The organism is Aeromonas sp. R2-1, assembly GCF_040908425.1.
Lineage (GTDB): Bacteria > Pseudomonadota > Gammaproteobacteria > Enterobacterales > Aeromonadaceae > Aeromonas > Aeromonas caviae.
On the sequence record NZ_JBFODR010000042.1, the window covers coordinates 220,660 to 240,720 of the forward strand.

A 20,061-nucleotide genomic window follows, 5' to 3' on the forward strand; every position below is an offset into this window, starting at 1 on the left:
ATTTGTTGGTTGCTTGTGCTGGGGGGATGGGGAGGGATGGTCATGGCTGATGAACCCGTCGCAGAGGTCCCCCCCTCCGCAGAGGTCGAATTTGACAACAGCTTGCTGGACAGTCTGGGGATCAACATCGATCTGGCCCGCTTCTCCCGCGCCGATTTCATTCCTCCCGGTCGCTATTCTCTCGAGATTACCCTCAATGGCCGGGAGCGCCTGAATCAGCAGGTGGAGGTGAGAGCAGGGGCGGACCCCGGTACTCCCAGATTCTGTTTTCAGCCCGATCAGTTGACGCAATGGGGTTTGCTCCTCGACAAGCTACCCGATCAGCCGTCAGTGAAGGCGCAACTGGCACAGGATTGCATCGAGGTCAATGCCCTGGTGCCGGGAGCCGGCTTTACCTTCGACCTTGCCAGCCTGAGCGGTGATCTCAGCCTGCCCCAGGCCTACCTTGGCCGGGTCAGGCGCGATTATGTCGGGCCGGATCAATGGGTACAGGGGATCAATGCCGCCTTCGTCAGTTACAACGCCAATCTGTACTACAACGACCAGGATGACGGGGGCGATCCGGTCAGCAGCAGCGTCAATCTCAACACGGGTCTCAACCTGGGGGCCTGGCGCCTGCGCCACAACGGTTCCTGGCAAGGCACATCTGGCGGGGGGTATCTGCCCCTCAACAGCTATGTGCAGCGGGATGTCACCTCCCGCACGGCCCAGCTCACCCTGGGAGAATATTTCACACCGGGGGACAGCTTCGACAGTGTGCCTTTCACCGGTGTGCAGATCGCCAGCGACGACGCCATGCTGCCCGACTTCGAGCGGGGTTTTGCTCCCGTGGTGCGCGGGGTGGCCCAGAGCAATGCCAGGGTCACCATACGCCAGGGCGATGCCCTCATCTATGAAACCCAGGTGGCGCCGGGGGCCTTCGCCATCGACGACCTCTATGCCACCAGTTTCGCCGGCGACCTGGATGTGACGGTCACGGAGGCAGATGGTAGCGTGCAGCGCTTCACCCTGCCGTTTTCCTCCGTGGTGCAGATGCTGCGACACGACACCTCCCGCTTCAGCCTGACTCTGGGACGTTATCGCAATGATGCCGGACCAGACGGGCCTGATTTTCTGCAAGGCACCTATCGACACGGCCTGTCGGACACCCTGACTCTCTACGGGGGAACCATAGCCGCAAAACAGTATGCCGCTCTGCTGGGGGGGGCGGCCATGGGGTCCGATTACGGCGCCCTGGCCCTCGATGTCACCGGTTCCTGGGCGAGTGATTTACCCTCGGGCGCGGATCTGCCTCCCTCCCTGTCCGGCCAGAGTTATCGCCTTACCTACAGCAAGCAGATGGATTTGACCCGAACCTACTTCACCCTGGCAGCCTACCGCTTCTCCAGCGAAGGCTATCTCGACCTGAGCGATGTGGCAGCGATGCAGGCTGGCGCACTGGATCGTCTGCAGCGTGAGCGCAATCGCTTCCAGCTCAACATCAACCAGCCCGTGGGGGAGTGGGGTGATTTCTATTTCAATGGCATCCGCCGGGATTACTGGAGCGGTCAGGGGGAGAGCAGCAGCCTTCAGTTCGGTTACAGCCGGGGATTTGACTGGGGCAGTTTGACCTTGTCGGCCAGCCACTCTCTGGAAGAGGGCACTGGCGATCAGTACGTACTGAGCCTGAGTATCCCCATCGGTGACAAGCTGGGGGCTCCGCGCCTTGGCAGTACCCTCTCCTATCAGAAGGGACTGGGGACCAGCACCAGACTGGATCTCAACGGAGGCTCCGGGGATGGGCGCTTCTACTACGGGGTCTATGGGAGCCAGGGGCCTGGGGGAGCTGACAGCACCCGGGGGTATGGGGCCAATGTGCAGTATCAGACGGCGTTCGCCCAGTTGGGACTCAGTACCAGCCAGGGGGAGGGGTATGGCCAGTACGTGGCCTCGGCCAAAGGGACCTTGCTGGTGCATGAAGAGGGCTGGGTGATGGGGCAAACCCAGGGAGAGACCATGGCGCTGGTGGAGGCCAAAGGTGCCCAGGGGGCCAGGGTGAGCCACGGCATCGGCAGCGAGGTGGATGGAGATGGCTATGCGGTGCTGGCCGGGCTAAATCCCTATCGCACCAACGTCATCGGGCTGGACCCGACCGGTTTGCCACTGGATGTGGAGATCGACGGCAGCGCCCGTATGGTGGCCCCCCGCCGGGGCGCCATCGTGAAACTCGCTTATGAGACTCATGTCGGGCAACCACTGCTCATCAAGGCCGAGCGACACGATGGCAGCGCCCCTCCTTTCGGGGCCGACGTGGTCGATGACCGGGGGGGATCGGTGGCCGTGGTCGGGCAGGGAGGGCTTATCTTCGTGCGTGGCGAGCAGGGGACGCTCTACGTCCAGTGGGGGGAGTCAAGCGATGAAGGGTGTCGCCTCGACTATCGGATGCCCCCGCCGGATCCGGCCATGCCCTACCAGCAGGTGGCGGCGCGCTGCATCGACATGGAGACGGGACCATGAACGGCATCCGTGATGACCTGCACTCGCGCGGACGTGGGAGCAGGGTAGGGGTGACAAGCTGTTTTGTTCTGTTCGGGGCCCTCTTGTGGACCCAGGGGGGGGAGGCCGCGATTCGGCTGATGCAGACCCGTCTCGTCCATCAGGGGGGCGAGGCCGCCCTGATGGTTCGCAACGACGGCACCGGACCCAGCCTGATGCAGGCCTGGGTTGACCTGGGAGACGAGCGCCTGGGGCCTGGCGAGGTGGCGACTCCCTTTCTGGTGCTGCCGCCCGTGATGCGACTCGGACCAGGCAGGGGGCAGACACTGAGGGTGATCGGAGGAGAGCAGAACCGGTTGCCCCGGGACAGGGAGTCCCTGTTCTGGCTCAACGTGCTTGGCCTGCCCCCCAAGGTCCATGCCACCGAGGGGAGTGTCCAGCTGGCCTATCGCACCCGTATCAAGCTTTTCTACCGCCCCCCCGGCCTTTCGGGCTCCGTGGCTGGGATGGTCCGCCAGCTGAAGTGGCAGATCCTCTCCGAAGGCGGGCTCGGTGTCACCAATCCGGGCCCCTTCCACATCAGTCTGAGCGAAGTGTTGCTGACGATGGGGGACTGGCAGCTTGCCTGGCGGGAGGGGGGCGTACTGCCACCCTACGGCACTCTGCACCTGCCCATGGGGGTTGTCCCGGCGGGGGCGAGTGGCCGGCTGCGCTGGATAGACGATGAGGGCAGCTATCGTGAGGAGCCCTTCATGCCGCTCAGAAGCCAAGGAGGTCACCATGAGTGATGCAACCGGTCGTCATGGCCCCGACTCCCTGTTGATGGGGGCGCTGTTGCTGGGGGCCGGACTCTGGCCCGGGGAAGGGAACGCGGTGAACGGCCAGTGCACCAGCCCCTTCGTGGCCACCTTGCCGCTCACCGTCAGCGATCTCTATCAGCCAGGTGATACCCGCAGTGCGACCTTCGCCACCACGGGCACGGCCAGTTGTGATTGCATCGGTATCTCTGTCGGGTTGCTGGTGACGGCCTACTACCAGGGCACCACCAGCCTGCCCACCGTCTCCGATCCCCTCGGTACCCTCATCAAGCTCAATTCCTATCTCGGTCTCAAGGTGGAGTTCAATGCGGCGGGGGGATACCAGAGCGTCCCCTTCAACACCACTACCACTGGGCTTCTGAGTGCCTGTGTGGGCGGGCTACTCAATGTCTCCCTGCTGGGGGGGATCAGCGTGAACGGGGGGCGAGCAACCCTGAAACTGCTCAAGGGGATCACGGGCACCCAGACCTTCAGTGGCACCGTGGCCCAGCTGTTCGTGCGACGTGGCAGCCTGCCCGATACCAGTCCGGCCAATGCGTTCAGCACCCTGGCGATGAACATCACAGTCACCTCGACCCCCAGTTGCCAGTTCCCCGCTGGTACCAGCATTCCCATCGATCTGGGCGCCGTGGCCCAGAGCGCCTTCATCGAAGGGGAGATCCCCAGGGGCTATGCGCCGCGCAGCGTCAATGTGAGCGTGACCTGCAGCCAGATCCCGAGCGACTACGTGGTGCCGCTGCGCTACAGCTTCTCGGGGGTGCTCGCGAGCGACAACCGCTTCATCACCACCAGCCTGGCCGGTGTCGGGGTGGGCATGGTCGAGCAGGGGGCCCTGACCCCTATTCCATTCGATACCGCCATCGCGGTACCCTACTCGGCGGCGACCCAGGCCACCGACTACAAGGTGAGGCTCTACCCGACCCGGCTGCCGGGCCAGGTAGTACGCACCGGCCCCTACACCGGCACCATCATGGTAACGGTGAGCGTGCCCTGAGGAGACGCCGCTTCGCCCCTATTTTTCGACGAGGTCAATGATGAACAGTGACAGGGCCCTGCGCCACGAACCCAAACGCCATGGCATAGGACAGGGCTGGATCTGGATCCGCACCGGATTCGACATCTTCAACAAGGGGATGGGTGCCAGCGTGGCCATGATAGTGCTCTGGTTTGTGGTGGGCATCGTACTGGATCAGCTGCCGGCGGGGGGCTTGATCTCCCAGTTGCTCTACATGGTGTGGGGGGCTGGCTGGGTGGCGGTGGCGCGGCGGGGTCACCATGGCGAGGCACTGCAATTTGGCGACTTCTTTGCCGGTTTCCGCCATCGGTTGACCCCCTTGATGCTGGGGGGCCTGATGGTGCTCGGCCTCATCATGGGGATCCTGATGATCTGCGTGTTCCTGCTGCACCAGTGGGGACTCACCGGCCTGTTGTCCGCGGATCCGGGCTCCCTGGCGCTGACCCCGGAGCAGGCACAGGGTTTCCTCGTCTGCGCCCTGGTGGGATTGGCACTGTTCGTTCCCGTGCTGATGGCCATCACCTTCGCCCCCGCCCTTATCCTCTTCCATCAGGTTGGGGTCTGGCAGGCAGCCCGGCTCAGCTTCAAGGGATGTCTGCGCAACATGTGGCCCTTCCTCTGGTGGGGGCTGCTCGGGGCCGTGCTGATCTTCTTTGGCGCACTCCTGATGCTGGTGGGCTTGCTGGTGGTGCTGCCTGCCATCAACTACTCCATCTATGCCGCCTATCACGACATCTATCTGGAGGATCAGGAGGCCGAGGAGGGAGAGACCCCGGTCAAGGCATTCGGTTTCGAAGCCTGACCGGGCACAGGATGGAGCAAAGAGGGGCCGCGAGGCCCCTTTTTTGTGCGGCTCGCAGGGATCAGAGAGAGGGAGGAGCTTCCTGCCACAGGGGAGCGTCCGCCATCCGCTCCACGAGAAAGTCGAGGAAGCTGCGCAGCAGGGGGGACATCTGTTTGCGGGTGCCATAAACGGCATAGACGCCGAGGCGCTTGGGCTGCCACGGGGTGAGCAGGGGGACCAGGGCGCCGCTTGCCAGATGGGGGTGAACAGAGTAGGCGGGTTGCAGGCTGATCCCCGCCCCGTCCAGGGTGGCGGCCAGCAGCAGGTTGGAGATGTTGGCGCTGAGGTTGCCGCTCACCGGGACGGATTCGGGACCATCGGGCCCCAGAAACTCCCACAGGCTCTTGCCGAAATAGGTGTAGGTGAGGCAGTTGTGCAGTGCCAGATCCTGCACCTGCTGCGGCGGAGCATGGCGGGCCAGGTAGGCGGGGCTGGCGCACACCACCGAGTGGCAGGTGCCGAGCCTGCGGGCCACCAGGTTGGGATCGAGGTCGTTGGTGATGCGCAGGGCGAGATCGATTCGCTCCTCCACCAGATTGACCGTCCGGTCCAGCAGCAGGATGTCGATCGCCGTGCCGGGGTAACGGGCCAGGTAGTCGTTCGCCGCCCCGACCAGCAGGGCTTCGGAGAGAGAGTAGCTGCTGGTGATGCGCAGTTGCCCCTTGGGGGCCTCGTCATGGCGGATGGCCAGGTGCTCCATCTCTTCCCCCAGGGCCAGCATGGCTCTGGCCCGGTTCAGCGCCTCTTCTCCCGGCCCGGTCAGGCTCAGCCGGCGGGTGGTGCGGTGCAGCAATCTAGCCCCCATCCAGCGTTCCAGCTCGGCCAGGTAGCGCGACACCATGGCGCGGGACATCTCCAGTTTCTCCCCGGCGCCGCTCAGGCTGCCCTGTTCCACCACGCAGACGAAGACCCGCAATGCGGTCAGCCTATCCATCTTGTGCCCCTATATGCTCGATTTGTGCAACAGTGATGCGCCTATTATGCGGTATTTGTATCGATGGTGATGCAATAAACTGCGCTCATTCCATTAATCCACACCGATGAGCGTTATCTGATGAACAACACACTGCGTACCCTGACCCTGACCAGCCTCCTGATGACGGGTTCCGCCCTGGCGGCCCCCCTGACCGTGACCGTCTACAACCCCGGCGAGAAGGCGATCTTCCCCGTCTCCTCCTCACTGGTAGCCGGTGACAAAGAGGCCATCCTGATCGATGCCCAGTTCGACGTGCAACATGGTCAGGCGCTGGTGGACATGATCAAGAAGAGCGGCAAGAAGCTGACCACTGTCTATATCAGTGCCGGTGACCCCGACTTCTACTTCGGTCTGGAACCCGTCATGGCGGCGTTCCCGGATGTCAAAGTGCTGGCCGACCAGCATGTGGTCGACCATATCAAGCAGACCAAGGATGCCAAGCTGAGCTACTGGGGCCCGATCCTGGGCAAGGATGCACCCAAGAGCCTGACCGTGCCGCAAGTGATGACGGCCAGCCACCTGACCCTGGATGGCGAGAAGATTGACATCAAAGAGATGAACACCCCGAATGCCTACCTCTGGGCCCCTTCCATCAAGACGGCCTTTGGTGGTGTGCCGGTCTACAGCGGCGTGCACGTCTGGATGGCGGACAGCCAGTCCAAGGCCGCTCGCAGCAACTGGGTCAAGGCGCTGAACAACCTGCTGGCCCTGAAACCCGAGCGTGTGGTGCCGGGTCACTTCCTGGGAACTGCGCCCAAGGGTACCGAAGCCGTGACCTTCACCCGTGACTACGTGCAGCGTTTTGAGCAGGAGCTGGCCAAGACCAAGCACTCCGGCCAGCTGATTGAAGCGCTGAAGAAGGCTTACCCCTCCCTGCCGGTCGACGATGGCCTGGCCATCGGTGCCAAGGTCAATACCGGCGAGATGAAGTGGTAACTCCCTGACGCCTACTTCCCTGTGTTTTTTTACCGGGCCCGAGTGCCCGGTTTTTTATCCAGCCTTGAAGCGAGAATGATGATGAACGAAGCGCAAACAACCCTCCATTATGTCTATGACCCCCTCTGTGGCTGGTGCTATGGCGCCGCCCCCCTGCTGAAAGCCGCTGCCGAGATCCCGGGCCTTCGCATCGAACTGCATGGGGGGGGGCTCTGGATGGGCGCCAGGCGCCAGGCCATGGGCCAGCCCCTGCGAGACTATGTGCGCCCCCATGACGAGCGCATCCACGCCCTCACCGGACAGCGCTTTGGTGAGCGCTACTTCAACGAGCTCCTGCTCAACGAGTCGCTGCTCCTCGACTCCGAGCCGCCCATTCGCGCCGTTCTGGCGGTGAACGAGCTTGGCGGCGACGGCCTTGCCTTGTTGCACCGCATCCAGGAGACCCACTACCGGGATGGGGAATGGGTCGGTTCCCCGACACGGCTGGCGGCGCTCGCGCGGGAGCAGGGGCTGACACCGGAGGCATTCGCCCTGGCCTTTGGACGGGTCGATCTTGTGGGCCATCTGGCCACAAGCCAGGAGTGGCTGCGCCGGCTCGGCGGGCAGGGGTTCCCGACCCTGGGATTGATGCAAGGGGAGCGCGTCGTTGCGCTGCCTGTCTCCTCCTATCTGGGAGAGCCATCGGCGTTCGCGGATCACATCGCCTCCCTGATGGGGTGAGTCTCTCGCCCATCGCCTGCGGCTTGTCAAAGGAGAGGGAGAGGGCAGACCCGTCTGCGCGCCTCCCTTGTCCCCCGCACCGTTCTTGTGCATGCTATCGGCCTCATTGAACGGCAGGATGCAGTACCTATGAACCTTCGCGATCTCGAATATCTGGTAGCGCTGGAAGAGGAGAAACACTTTCGCAAGGCGGCGGAGCGCTGCTTTGTCAGCCAGCCGACCCTGAGTGGCCAGCTGCGCAAGCTGGAAGATGAACTGGGGGTGATCCTCATCGAGCGCACCTCCCGCAAGGTGCTGTTCACGCCCGCCGGCGATGCCATGGCCCGTCAGGCGCGCAAGGTGCTCAAAGAGGCGCGAGAGCTCAAGAGCATAGGCCAGCACTTCGCCGAGCCCATGTCCGGCGAGATCCACATCGGTTTCATTCCCACCGTGGGCCCCTACCTGCTGCCCCACATCATCCAGGATCTGCGTGAACACTTCCCCAAGCTGGAGTTCTACCTCTACGAAGATCAGACCCAAGTGCTGCTCAAGCGGCTGGAGGAGGGGGAGCTGGATTGCCTCGTGCTGGCGGAGCTGGAAGGGATGGAGGGGTTTGGCGCCATCCCCCTCTATCAGGAGCCCATGTGGCTGGCCGTGCCCCAGCATCACCCGGAGGCGAGTGCCAAGGCGGTGCCCCTGCACAATCTCAAGGGCAAGAAATTGCTGATGCTGGCCGACGGTCACTGTCTGCGGGATCAGGCGATGGGTTTCTGTTTTGCCGCGGGCATCGGTGAGGATCAGCGCTTCAAGGGCACCAGTCTGGAGACCTTGCGCAACATGGTCGCCGCCGGCAGCGGCATGACGCTGGTGCCCAGGCTCGCCGTGCCCGCCAACCAGGAGGAGGGAGGCGTCAGCTATCGCCCGGTAATCAACCCCGTGCCAGGGCGCACCATCTCCCTGCTCTATCGTCACTACTCGGTGCGCCGTCCCTGCTTCAATGAGCTGGCGGCCCGCATCTCGAGTCTGATGAAAGCCCTGCTGGGCTGACGCAGCCCGCTCGTCATCCCGAAACAAAAACCGGCGCCTGGGCGCCGGTTTTTGTTGTTTCCAGGGGGACCTAGAAGATGTCGTCGGTGGAGACGGGACCGTCTGTGGTCGCATCGTCACCGCCATACACCTGGTTGCCATCGGAGATCTGGCTCGCGTAGCGGGTGGGCTCTGTGCCCTCCTTGAAGAACTCCTCCGTGGTACTGCCATCGGCGCGATTGGTCAGCAGACCGGTTTCACGATCGATGCGGACCTGCATGATCCCTTCGGGGACCGGCATCTTGCGTTCGGGCACCTGGTGCAGAGCCGTCTTCATGAAGTCAATCCAGATGGGCTGGGCGGCGCCGCCGCCAAACTCGGCCCGGCCCAGACCGCGCTGGTGATTGTCAAAACCGATCCAGGAGGTGGCCACCAGATTCGGGGTATAACCGGAGAACCAGGCATCCCGGGATTCGTTGGTGGTCCCCGTCTTGCCCGAGATGTCGTGACGCTTGAGGTCACGGGCTGCCCGCCAGCCGGTACCACGCCAGCCATTGCCACCCCAGATGGCGGTGGTCAGGGTGTCGGTGATGAGGAAGGCGCTCTGGGCGCTGATGGTCTGCGGCGCCATGTTGTTGGGCACGACAGGATCGATGGGGCACTGGGCCTTCCAGTCTGCCGTGGTATTGGCATAGGCATCCGCGCTGTCGAGACCGGCGGCGGCCAGCACGCCGCAGTCGCGGCAGGCGGCGGCCGGGTTGGCCTCGAACAGGGGGGTGCCGAAGCTGTCGGTCACTTCGGTGATGAAGTAGGGGGTGACCTGGAAGCCGCCATTGGCCAGCACCGAGTAGCCGCGCACCACTTCCAGCGGGGTAAACTCCGCCGCACCCAGCGCCAGGGATTCGTTGGCGGAAATGTGATCACGGGCGAAGCCGAAGCGGGTCAGGCCGTCGATATAGGTATCCAGCCCGATGGCGCGCATCAGGCGGACCGACATCACGTTCTTGGACTTGGCAAGGCCGAGGCGCAAGGTGGTCGGCCCTTCATAGATGGCGGGCGAGTTCTTGGGCTGCCACATGGGGCCCTTTGCAGGATCCCACTGGTTGATCGGTGCATCGTTGATGAGGGACGCCAGGGTATAGCCCTGCTCCAGCGCGGTGGCATAGAGGAAAGGCTTGATGTTGGAGCCGACCTGACGACGGGCCTGATCGACCCGGTTGAACTTGGAGAGCTCGAAGCTGAAGCCGCCGACCAGGGCCTCGATGGCGCCGTCTTGCGGGTTCATGGCCACCAGGGCGGCGTTGACGTCGGGGATCTGGGAGAGCAGCAACTCTTCCCCTTTCTCCCTGACCCAGATCTGGGCGCCGACTTTGAGCACATCTCGCGCCGATTTAGGGGCAAAGCCCTGGCGATCGTCGGTGATGAAGGCACGCGCCCACTTGATGCCATTCCAGCCCAGTTCGGCCTGTTTGCCATTCTTGAGCACCAGGGTGGCGCTCTTGTCGCCGAGCTGGGTGACCACGGCGGCCATCAGGGGCTGATAGGTCGGCTGCTTGGCCAGATGGGCCATGATCTGCTCGTAGTCCCAGGCCGTTTCACCGGCTTTCCACAGCAAGGCGGTCGGGCCACGGTAGCCGTGGCGGGTGTCGTAGTCGAAGACACCGTCCAGCAGCGCCTGATGGGCGGCGCGCTGACGCTTGGCGGTGACGGTGGTGTAGACGTGCAGCCCCATGGTGTAGGCATCTTCACCAAACTGCTCCACCATCTTCTGGCGTACCATCTCGCTCAGATAGGGGGCGTTCAGCGTAGTCTCGGCACCGTGAAAACGGGCCTTGACCGGCATCTTGGAGGCTTCGTCAAACTGGGCCTGGGTGATCTTGCCGGTTTCCAGCATGCGACCCAGTACCACGTTGCGGCGAGCGAAGGCGCGCTCCGGAGAACGGATCGGGTTCAGCATGGAGGGGGCCTTGGGGAGACCCGCGATGATGGCGATCTCGTCCAGGGTCAGATCCTTGACCTCCTTGCCGAAGTAGACCTGGGCGGCCGCGCCGACCCCGAATGCCCGGTAGCCGAGGGGGATCTTGTTGAGATAGAGGGTGAGGATCTCGTCCTTGGAGAGGTTCTGCTCGATGCGCCAGGCGAGGAACACTTCCTTGATCTTGCGTACCAGGGTCTTCTCGTTGCTCAGGAAGAAGTTGCGAGCCACCTGCTGGGTAATGGTACTGGCGCCCTGGCGCGCCTGGCCGGAGACGGCCCAGACGGTGGCGGCACGGATGATGCCGATGGGGTCAATGCCCGGGTGCTCATAGAAGCGGGCATCTTCGGTGGCGAGTACGGCATCGATCATGGACTGGGGAATTTCGTCCAGCCGCAGGGGGATGCGACGAATTTCGCCAAACTGGGAGATCAATTCCCCATCCCGGCTGTAGACCTTCATGGGGGTAGCCAGTTTGACATCGCGCAAGGCGCTGACGTCCGGCAACTGGGGCTTGATGTAGAAGTAGATGCCGATGAGGCTGGCAACGCCCAGCACAGCACCCAGCATCATGACAATAAACAGGCGAACGAGCCATTTCAGCATGGAAGAACTACCAATCGTCTTAAAATTAGCCAACGGGCGCAGAGTATAGCCTTTTTACCCTCGCGGATTCGAGGTTTTCCTGTCCGCAAACAGGCGACCCCGAGAAGAGGCGGGAGGGTAGCACTCCAGGGCACAATTACCAAGGGGGCCGCAATCAAGGCCGAAAGGAGAGGGGCGTCAACTTTTGACACAAACTTTATGACATTGATAGATAGAGCATTATATTGAGTTAAGCCGTCACATCATGACGCGCTGTCCTACAATAAGTCCGAAAACCCAATAACGCATGGATGTGTATATGTTTGGGCTATTAAGTAAGGGATCCCTCGTCTCCATGGCGGGCATTGATTTTGGCAGTCAAACCATCAAGGCCGTCACCATCAGCGGACGTCCCGGCAAGGTGCACCTCGGTTCGGTTGCCGAGATCCCCATGCCAAGAGGAACGCTGGTCGACTATCAACTTCAGGACATTGAACGGGTCAGTCAGTCCCTCAAGTCGCTCAAGCGGCTCGTGCAGGGGGATTGCCAGAACGTGGCCACGGCCGTGACCGGTTCCAATGTCATCACCAAGATCATTCAGGTCGATACCAACATCAACGAGAGCGAGCTGGAGAACCAGGTTCACCTGGAGGCAGAGCAGCTCATCCCCTTTCCCCTCGATGAAGTGAGCCTGGATTTTGAAATCCTCGGCATGGCGGGCGACAACGGGCGTCAGGAGGTCCTGCTCAGTGCCGCGCGGACCGAGAGCGTCAGTGGCCGGGTCAGTGCCCTGACGGAGGCAGGCATGACGACCATGGTGGTGGATGTGGGGGCCCATGCGCTCGGACGCGCCGTGCTGGCCTGCCTGCCCGACCTGCAAACCTCGGAGAAACCGGTTGGCATCGTCGACATCGGTGCCAGCGCCCTGACTTTCGCCGCCCTGCTACGGGGCCAGGTCATCTATTCCCGGTTGCAGAATTTTGGTGGTGATCAATACAGCCAGGCATTGGCCTCTTTTTACAGCATGAGTATGGAAGAAGCGGAACTGGCCAAGATCCAGGGCTCCCTGCCTGCGGATCATGAGGTGGATGTCCTGTTGCCTCACCTCAGCACCCTGGTGTTGCAGATACGGCGAAACGTGCAGCTGTTTTGCAGCTCTTCGGGGAACAAGGAGCTCTCCAAGCTGGTGCTGACCGGAGGGGGGAGCCTGCTGCCGGGGCTGGCCGGACAAATCGGCAGCGAGCTCAACTGCGAGGTGCTGCATCCCGATCCCTTTGCACTCTTTGGCAAGCCGCAGGGAGAGGGGGGGCTGACTCATGGGGCCAAGTACATGACGGCGCTCGGGCTGGCACTGAGGAGCTTCACACCATGTCAAATATAAACCTTCTGCCCTGGCGGCAGGCTCGGGCGCAGCGTCAGAAGAAACAATTCGGCATCCTGTTCGGTCTGTTCCTGGCGGGGACGGCAGCCATCGCCTTTGCCGCAGACTGGCTGGTGCAGCAGCAGATCGGTTACCAGCAGCAGCGCAATCAGCGGTTGCAGCAGGAGATGGCAACCCTGGACACCCAGCTTGGGGAGATCAGGCTTCTCAAGGAACGGCGCAAGGAGTTGATTGACCGCATGCAACTCATCGAGCAGTTGCAGATGCGCCGCAACATCCCTGTGCGTCTGTTCAATCAGCTGCCGGTGCTGGTCCCCAACGGGGTGTATCTTGATAGCCTTGCTCTGCAAAACAACAAGATAGACGTGAAGGGAAAGACTGAAGCCTATGGCAGGGTAGCCAGCATGATGCGCCGAATCGACGGTTCCGGCTGGCTGACACAATCCCAGCTCAGCACCATTTTCACGGCCGAGGTGGCCCCCATCGCCCTGAGCCAGTTCTCCATGATGTTCCAGATTGCCACGGCGCTACCCAACGTGGCTAAGGGGCAAAAATGAACCTGCAACAACTCAACGACCTGGATCTCAATGACATTGCCCGCTGGCCGCCGATCGCCAAGGGCATCTTTGTCTTCTTCTGCTGTGCTCTGCTTGGCGGGGCACTCTATTACTACGTGATTGCCAATTCCCTGGCGGCTCTGGGTCGTGAAGCCGCAAAAGAGACCGAGCTCAAGGGACAATTCGAGAGCAAGGCCATGCTGGCCGCGAACCTAGAGGCATACAGAAAGCAGATGGTCCAGCTGGAACATCTGGTCGACACCCAGCTCAAACAGCTGCCCAACACCCACGAAGTCGCCGGTTTGCTGGATGACATCAGCTTCATTGCCACCGACAACGGTTTGACATTGAACAGGATCAACTGGGAGCCAGAGGTGAAACACGAGTTCTCCACCGAGCTGCCCATGCGCATCGAGGTCGTGGGCACCTATCACGAACTTGGCAAGTTCACGGCGGACATGGCTGCTTTGCCGCGCATCGTGATCCTGGATTCTTTCCAGCTCAGCCAGGGGAAGGGGGGGGAGCTGATCGGTATGTCCATGCAGGCCAAGACCTACAAGTACAACGGCAAAACCGTGGAGAAAAAGCCATGAGCATGAGAGCGGGCGTACTTCTCTTGTCGGCGCTGCTGTTGACGGCCTGTGGGGGACAGGAGGACATGGATGAATATGTCAAACAGACCAAGGCCAGAAAGCCGGTACCGATCGAACCTTTGCCGGAGATAAAGCCCTTCTCTCCCATGGTCTATCAACGCAGCGATCAGCGCAGTCCGTTCATTGCACCCCAGCCGGAAACCAGTTCCAGGCTGGACGCCAAGGCCAAGCCGGACTGTGCCCAGATAGTGGCCAATCGGGAAAAGGAGGTGCTGGAACGCTACTCGCTTGCCAGCCTGAGCATGAAAGGCTCCATCGGCAAGCAGGGGCAGTTGTGGGCATTGATCAAAACCCCGGACGGGCAAGCCGTGCGCGTCGGGCTCAACCAGCACATGGGGCTGGATCAGGGCAGGGTCATCAAGATAACGAACACGCATGTTGACTTGATGGAGACGGTACCGGATGGCAAAGGATGCTGGGTCACCCGAGAAACCCAGCTGGCCATGGCCAATCTCGACGCAAAACTATGATCAGGGATGAGCAGAGATGAGAACAACAATAAGAAGGATGACCGGTGTGGCGCTGCTGTGGCTGGGCGGATGCACTCAGGTGTGGGCAGTACCCGCGTTGCAGGAGGTCAAGGTGAATCCCCTGCTGGCCGATCAACTCCTGCTGGAGCTCAGCTTCAGCGAACCGGTCAGCGGTTTTACGGACAGGTTGACCTATGAGCCCAATCAGCTTCTGCTGCACGTACCCGGGGCCATCGGTGCCCTGACGGTCAATCCCCTGCCCATCAAGCAGCAAGGGGTGAACAACCTCCTGGTGGAGGGGAAGGGGCAGGGGCTCGACATCAAGATCGCCCTCGACCAGCTCACCCCCTATCAGGTCCATCAGCAGGGCAATAAATTGCTGGTGGCGCTGGGAGACAAGGCCGGGCAGCCGGTCGCTTCCTCGGCGGCGCCTGTTGCAGCCAGCCAGTCTGCGCTCGTCAGAAGCCAGCCGGTGACTCAGTCTGCATTGATTGACACCCAGCGAGTTGCCCAGAACCAGTCCCAGTATCAGGCTCAGCCTGCCGTGGCTTCCACACCTACTGTGGCTCCTTCGCCCGTTGCCCCCGGCAAGCCGGTGTTGTCCGTGTCTCAGGCAAACATGGGTGGCGCCTACTTCAACTCGGTCAAGGGCGTGGATTTTCGCCGTGGCAAGGAGGGGCAGGGGGAGTTCCTCGTGACGCTGGACAACAGTTCGGCGGCGGTGGATGTCAGCAGCCGTGGTCAGAAAGTGCTGGCCAAGTTCCACGGTACCCGGGTGCCTGATGATCAGCTCAACCTCATCAATGTGCAGGACTTTGCTACCCCTGTCTCCCAGGTGGAGGTGTTCCGCCAGGGCAATGACACCCTGTTCGAGCTCTCGGTGAACGGCCAGTTTGACTACCGTTACGATCAGGCCGACAAGATGTTCATCATCGAGGTGAAAAAACGGGTGGCCACCACGGCGGCGAAGCAGTATCAAGGCAAACCCATCTCATTGAACTTCCAGGATATTCCTGTTCGTACCGTGTTGCAGATCATCGCCGATTTCAACAATCTGAACCTGGTGACCACGGACTCGGTCTCCGGCAACATCACGCTGCGTCTCGATGGCGTGCCCTGGGAGCAGGCGCTGGACATCATCCTCAAGGTCAGAGGGCTGGACAAACGGCTGGACAACAACATCCTGCTGGTGGCGCCGGCGGACGAGATTGCCGCTCGCGAGAAACAGCAGATGGAGAGCCGCAACCAGGTGGCGGATCTTGCTCCCCTCTACACCGAGTATCTGCAGATCAACTATGCCAAGGCATCGGAAGTGGCGGCCCTGCTCTCCTCCGAGAGTACCAAGCTGCTCTCCCCCAGAGGGGCGGTCAGCGTGGATGAACGTACCAACGTGCTGGTGGTCAAGGACACGGCGGATGTCATCAGCAACGTCAAGCGGATGCTGGATATCCTCGATATCCCGGTCAAGCAGGTGGTGATCGAGGCGCGCATGGTGACCATTGATGATGGTTTCGATGAGGCACTGGGGGTGCGCTGGGGGGTGACCAAGACAGACGGTCATGGCAACGGCACCTCGGGCACCATAGAGGGTAATGATGGCGCCGGAAACAATGATGGCAGTTCCACCATCACTCGCCCCAACGTAGAAGACAGACTCAACGTCAACCTGCCGGTGACCAACGCGGCCGGCACCCTGGCGTTCCAGGTTGCCCGTCTTGCCAATGGCACCCTTTTGGATCTTGAACTCTCGGCTCTGGAAAAGGAGAGCAAGGCCGAGATCATCGCCAGTCCACGTGTCACCACGGCCAACCAGAAGCCAGCCCTGATCGAGCAGGGGACCGAGATCCCCTATGTGGAGTCCTCTTCGAGCGGGGCGACCTCGGTCACCTTCAAGAAGGCGGTGCTGAGCCTCAAGGTCACACCGCAGATCACCCCGGACAACAGGGTGATCCTGGACTTGACCGTGACTCAGGATACCAAGGGTGAAACCGTGCCGACCGGAACCGGGGATGCGGTGTCCATCAACGCCCAGTCCATCACCACCCAGGTGTTGGTCAACAACGGTGAAACTCTGGTGCTTGGCGGCATCTATCAACAGACCATCAAGAGTGATGTCAGCAAGGTGCCGCTGCTGGGGGATATCCCCGGGTTGGGCTATCTCTTCAAGAAAACCACCAGTGAAAACAAGAAGCGTGAACTGCTGATCTTCGTGACCCCGAGGATAGTGACCGACGCCCTCTGAAAACTTTACTTGTGAGAGTAAAACACATATAACCTTACGCCCCGATGAGGCTGGGGCGTAAGGGCTGCGGTTGCCAGTCCTGGTTTCTACTGAGATAATCCCCCTCCTGATCCATCGCAAGATAAGGTTCATAGGTACCCCGGTCGAGTGTTTACCGGGGCCATACAGTTTGTAATTACTAACGAAAAGACATGGCTGAGAAACGCAATATTTTCCTGATAGGTCCCATGGGTGCGGGCAAGAGCACCATAGGTAGACATCTGGCAGAACAACTGCACATGGAGTTTTTCGACTCAGATCATGAGATTGAGCGCCGCAGTGGTGCCGATATCGGCTGGGTGTTCGATGTTGAAGGCGAAGAAGGCTTCCGGATCCGCGAAGAGAAGGTGATCGGTGAGCTCGCCGAACAGCAGGGTATCGTGCTGGCAACGGGTGGCGGTGCCATCAAGAGCCGTGAAACCCGCAACAAACTCTCCGCACGCGGCATCGTGGTCTACCTCGAAACCACCATTGAAAAGCAATTGGCGCGAACCCAGAGAGACAAGCGTCGTCCCTTGCTGCAAACCGAAGAGCCGCCCCGTGAAGTGCTTGAGCGTCTTGCGCAAGAGCGCAACGCCCTGTACGAAGAGGTTGCCGATTTTGTCATCCAGACGGATGACCAGAGTGCCAAAGTTGTCGCTAATCAAATCGTCAAGTTGATTGGTATGTAATTCATTAGAGGACGTCCATGGAAAGGTTGAAGGTCGAACTGGGTGAACGCAGCTACCCGATAGAGATAGCTGCCGGTCTGCTGCAACGCCCCGAGGTACTGGCGCAGACGATCAAGGGCAAGCGGGTCATGATTGTGACCAATACCGTGGTCGCGCCCCTGTATCTTGAACAGATCATTCAGTTGCTGTCCGGTTTTCAGGTGGAACACCTGATCCTGCCCGATGGCGAGGCCTACAAAACCCTGGCGACTTTCGAGCGGATCATGTCTGCTCTGCTGGAAACCAGCCATGGTCGTGATACTACTCTGATCGCTCTGGGGGGCGGTGTGATAGGCGATGTTGTCGGCTTTGCTGCGGCAAGCTACCAACGAGGCATTCCGTTTATTCAGGTGCCTACCACGCTGCTCTCCCAGGTTGACTCTTCCGTCGGCGGCAAGACCGCCGTCAACCATCCCCTCGGCAAGAACATGGTGGGGGCCTTCTATCAGCCCAAGCATGTGATCATCGATACCGACTGCCTCAAGACCCTGCCTGCCCGGGAATTTGCCGCCGGCATGGCCGAGGTGATCAAATACGGCATTATCTGGGATGCCGCCTTCTTCTCCTGGCTTGAAACCAACATGACCCGCCTGCAACGCCTTGATGGTGATGCACTCTCCTATGCCATTCGCCGCTGCTGCGAGATCAAGGCCGATGTGGTCGGTCAGGACGAGACCGAGCACGGCGTGCGCGCCTTGCTGAACCTGGGGCATACCTTCGGCCATGCCATCGAGGCGGAGAAGGGTTATGGCAACTGGCTGCACGGTGAAGCCGTGGCGGCGGGAACCATGCTGGCGGCCGAGACGGCCCTGGCCCGTGGCGACATGACGGCGCAAGAGGTGGCACGAGTCCGCGATCTGCTGTTGGCCGCCGATTTGCCGGTCAAGGCACCGTCCGATATGGATTTTGCCGCCTTCATTCGCCATATGCGCCGTGACAAGAAGGTGCTGGAAGGCAAACTGAGGCTGGTGCTGCCGATCGGGATCGGACAGGCCCAGGTCGTGGCCGATGTGACAGACGAGCAATTGATGGCGGTGATCGAGTCTGGTCGTGACCACTAATAAATTGCTCAAGCTGCCTTCTCAGCGGCAGTTGGTTGACCGGCTGCTGCACCTGATCGAGTTCAACCACCCCTTTGTTTTTCTCTCCGGCAAGCCAGGCAGTGGCCGTGGCACCCTGTGCGAGTCGCTGCTTGCCCAACTGCCCGATGCGGTGCGGGTGGCCAGCCTCATCGGCAGCCCGTCCATGAAGATGGCGGATGTGCGCCAGCTGCTGTTGCAGCAGGTGGTGGCACGTCCCCTGTTCAACGCGCAGGATGCCCTGGCGGACAGCTTCTTTCGCATGGTGGGTGACAAGCCTGCCAGACTGCTGCTCATCATCGAACGTGCCGATACCTTGCCTGCCGAGCTGGTGGGGGAGTTGTGGGCGCTCTGTCGTCACAACGATACTCTGGCATCTCCTCATAAACTGGCCATCCTGCTCTCGGGTGATGACGCCTGGTGTCGCAACCAGAAGGCGCTCCTCAAGGGACGGGTCATGCCAGCCCTCGAGCTGGAGGTCGCGCCACTGAGCGCTCCTGAGCAACGTATCTTCTTGTATGAGAAGGCCAAAGAGCTCAAGATCCCGACAGCCCTCTTGCCCAAGCCGAAAGTGGAAGAGATCCTGAATGGGGCGGGCGGACATCCGTCAGCCATCATGCAGTTACTGGAGGATACCATGACCGACAGAAGGCCCAAGAAACGTCAGGCCGAGTTGCCCGTCAAGAAGATAGCGATCGTGCTTGCCCTGGTGGCGGGCGGGTTGCTGGCCCTGAGCTATCTGCCCCTGTTCGACAGTGCAGGCCAGGACCCCGCCCAGGCTCCGTCCCAGGGGATGGCGTTGCCCGATCCCGTCTCAAGCGATCCTGTGAACGTCGGTGCGGCGAGCGGGGCTTTGGGTACTCAGACGAGCAGTGGCGCCGCTGCCATCCCGTCAGGGAATCAGGTTGCCCGCGATTGGCAGTCCGATGCCAAGCCCTTGCCCAAGAAGGTCGAAAGTGAGACGGTCACCACGGAGTCAACCAACTATGAGGGGCGCCGGGTCGTCATCTCCGACGAAGTGGTCGAGAAATTGATGAACCAGCCGAACGTCAGCGGCGCCTTGCCCACGGCCGTGGTGGATGAGCTGGTGGGGAGCGGTTCCCGTGCGGTCCCGACCGGAACGACGGCTCAGGTCAAGAATCCGGCCCCGAGCCGTGTCCCGGCCCGGACAGAGGCTCAACCGGCCAGTGGCGCGCAGACAGCGCCGGTCGCAGCCCCAGCGGCCAAGGTGGCGTTGACGCCGGTGGCGATTCTCAACAAGAAGCCGAAGAATCACTACAGCATCCAGTTGATGGGGGCGAGCAACACCAAGGCGGTAGACAGCTTTGTGGCCGAGCATGGCTTGGCGGGCAAGGTGTGGGTCTACAAGACCCGCTTCCGTGGCAGTCCCTGGTATGTAGTGGTGCAGGGAGACTACGCCAGCAGTGCCCAGGCCAAGGCGGCCATTCGCAAGCTGTCGCCTGCCTTGCTCAAGGGACAACCCTGGCCCAAGTCATTCGCCCAGATACAAAAAGAATTGAAGCAATAGCCAGCCACCCGAGGAAGGGGGTAGAATCACCCCCCTTTTTTGGGCATAGCCTT

The 20,061-nt window shown here is 61.4% G+C and carries 17 protein-coding genes; 15 read left to right on the forward strand and 2 right to left on the reverse strand.

Translation table 11 applies throughout. The features are described from left to right. Nucleotides 1–42 precede the first annotated feature (42 nt). The 4 genes from AB5Y80_RS16280 to AB5Y80_RS16295 all read left to right on the forward strand — a co-directional run bounded on the left by AB5Y80_RS16280 (nt 43) and on the right by AB5Y80_RS16295 (nt 5,110). The gene (locus AB5Y80_RS16280) at nt 43–2,496 is read left to right on the forward strand and encodes a fimbria/pilus outer membrane usher protein (RefSeq protein WP_233466624.1); all 2,454 of its coding nucleotides are present in this window, start codon (nt 43–45) and stop codon (nt 2,494–2,496) included. Between the two features lie 119 nt (nt 2,497–2,615). Continuing rightward, a complete protein-coding gene (locus tag AB5Y80_RS16285; protein WP_232090076.1) occupies nt 2,616–3,263 on the forward strand; it encodes a molecular chaperone in 648 nt (215 codons plus the stop codon). After that, nucleotides 3,256–4,287, forward strand: coding sequence for a fimbrial protein (locus AB5Y80_RS16290; protein ID WP_223955674.1), 1,032 nt, complete (start codon nt 3,256–3,258; stop codon nt 4,285–4,287). The genes AB5Y80_RS16285 and AB5Y80_RS16290 overlap by 8 nt, the downstream gene beginning before the upstream one ends. A 40-nt stretch (nt 4,288–4,327) precedes the next feature. Then, entirely contained in the window at nt 4,328–5,110 is a 783-nt protein-coding gene (locus AB5Y80_RS16295; protein ID WP_045525644.1) for a BPSS1780 family membrane protein, read from the forward strand. Between the two features lie 61 nt (nt 5,111–5,171). Here the strand turns inward: AB5Y80_RS16295 and AB5Y80_RS16300 are convergent, their stop codons facing one another. Beyond that, nucleotides 5,172–6,086, reverse strand: coding sequence for a LysR family transcriptional regulator (locus AB5Y80_RS16300; protein WP_368173193.1), 915 nt, complete (start codon nt 6,084–6,086; stop codon nt 5,172–5,174). Nucleotides 6,087–6,206: 120 nt separating this feature from the next. Here AB5Y80_RS16300 and AB5Y80_RS16305 point away from each other — a divergent pair, with 120 nt between their 5' ends. The 3 genes from AB5Y80_RS16305 (at nt 6,207) to oxyR (ending at nt 8,810) form a co-directional block, all read left to right on the forward strand. Beyond that, entirely contained in the window at nt 6,207–7,064 is an 858-nt protein-coding gene (locus tag AB5Y80_RS16305; protein WP_039039575.1) for a Vmh family MBL fold metallo-hydrolase, read from the forward strand. Between the two features lie 75 nt (nt 7,065–7,139). Then, nucleotides 7,140–7,784, forward strand: a complete 645-nt coding sequence (locus AB5Y80_RS16310) for a DsbA family protein (protein WP_368173194.1) — start codon at nt 7,140–7,142, stop codon at nt 7,782–7,784. A gap of 129 nt (nt 7,785–7,913) precedes the next feature. Then, nucleotides 7,914–8,810, forward strand: coding sequence for a DNA-binding transcriptional regulator OxyR (gene oxyR / locus AB5Y80_RS16315; protein WP_368173195.1), 897 nt, complete (start codon nt 7,914–7,916; stop codon nt 8,808–8,810). Nucleotides 8,811–8,880: 70 nt separating this feature from the next. Here the strand turns inward: oxyR and AB5Y80_RS16320 are convergent, their stop codons facing one another. Beyond that, nucleotides 8,881–11,370 (reverse strand): penicillin-binding protein 1A, encoded by a 2,490-nt coding sequence (locus tag AB5Y80_RS16320; RefSeq protein ID WP_368173196.1) that lies wholly within the window; start codon nt 11,368–11,370, stop codon nt 8,881–8,883. Between the two features lie 298 nt (nt 11,371–11,668). Between AB5Y80_RS16320 and tapM the strand changes: the two genes are divergently transcribed. The 8 genes from tapM (at nt 11,669) to AB5Y80_RS16360 (ending at nt 20,008) form a co-directional block, all read left to right on the forward strand. Then, nucleotides 11,669–12,730, forward strand: a complete 1,062-nt coding sequence (tapM, locus tag AB5Y80_RS16325) for a PilM family type IVa pilus assembly protein TapM (RefSeq protein ID WP_368173197.1) — start codon at nt 11,669–11,671, stop codon at nt 12,728–12,730. After that, nucleotides 12,718–13,287, forward strand: a complete 570-nt coding sequence (gene tapN / locus AB5Y80_RS16330; RefSeq protein ID WP_039039579.1) for a PilN family type IV pilus biogenesis protein TapN — start codon at nt 12,718–12,720, stop codon at nt 13,285–13,287. The genes tapM and tapN overlap by 13 nt, the downstream gene beginning before the upstream one ends. Continuing rightward, complete coding sequence (gene tapO, locus AB5Y80_RS16335) at nt 13,284–13,880, forward strand: PilO family type IV pilus biogenesis protein TapO (protein ID WP_041212566.1); 597 nt, start codon at nt 13,284–13,286, stop codon at nt 13,878–13,880. The genes tapN and tapO overlap by 4 nt, the downstream gene beginning before the upstream one ends. A 2-nt stretch (nt 13,881–13,882) precedes the next feature. Continuing rightward, nucleotides 13,883–14,410 carry a pilus assembly protein PilP gene (locus tag AB5Y80_RS16340; protein ID WP_039039609.1) on the forward strand — a complete coding sequence of 176 codons (528 nt, stop codon included), beginning with the start codon at nt 13,883–13,885 and terminating at the stop codon, nt 14,408–14,410. 16 nt (nt 14,411–14,426) lie between these two features. Further along, on the forward strand, nt 14,427–16,652 hold the full coding sequence (locus AB5Y80_RS16345) for a type IV pilus secretin PilQ (protein WP_216987614.1): 2,226 nt from the start codon (nt 14,427–14,429) through the stop codon (nt 16,650–16,652). Between the two features lie 191 nt (nt 16,653–16,843). Then, the gene (aroK, locus tag AB5Y80_RS16350; protein ID WP_010673824.1) at nt 16,844–17,362 is read left to right on the forward strand and encodes a shikimate kinase AroK; all 519 of its coding nucleotides are present in this window, start codon (nt 16,844–16,846) and stop codon (nt 17,360–17,362) included. Nucleotides 17,363–17,379: 17 nt separating this feature from the next. Then, the gene (gene aroB, locus AB5Y80_RS16355) at nt 17,380–18,462 is read left to right on the forward strand and encodes a 3-dehydroquinate synthase (protein WP_039039582.1); all 1,083 of its coding nucleotides are present in this window, start codon (nt 17,380–17,382) and stop codon (nt 18,460–18,462) included. Further along, on the forward strand, nt 18,452–20,008 hold the full coding sequence (locus tag AB5Y80_RS16360) for an SPOR domain-containing protein (RefSeq protein ID WP_368173198.1): 1,557 nt from the start codon (nt 18,452–18,454) through the stop codon (nt 20,006–20,008). Before aroB ends, AB5Y80_RS16360 begins: the two co-directional genes overlap by 11 nt. Nucleotides 20,009–20,061 lie beyond the last annotated feature (53 nt).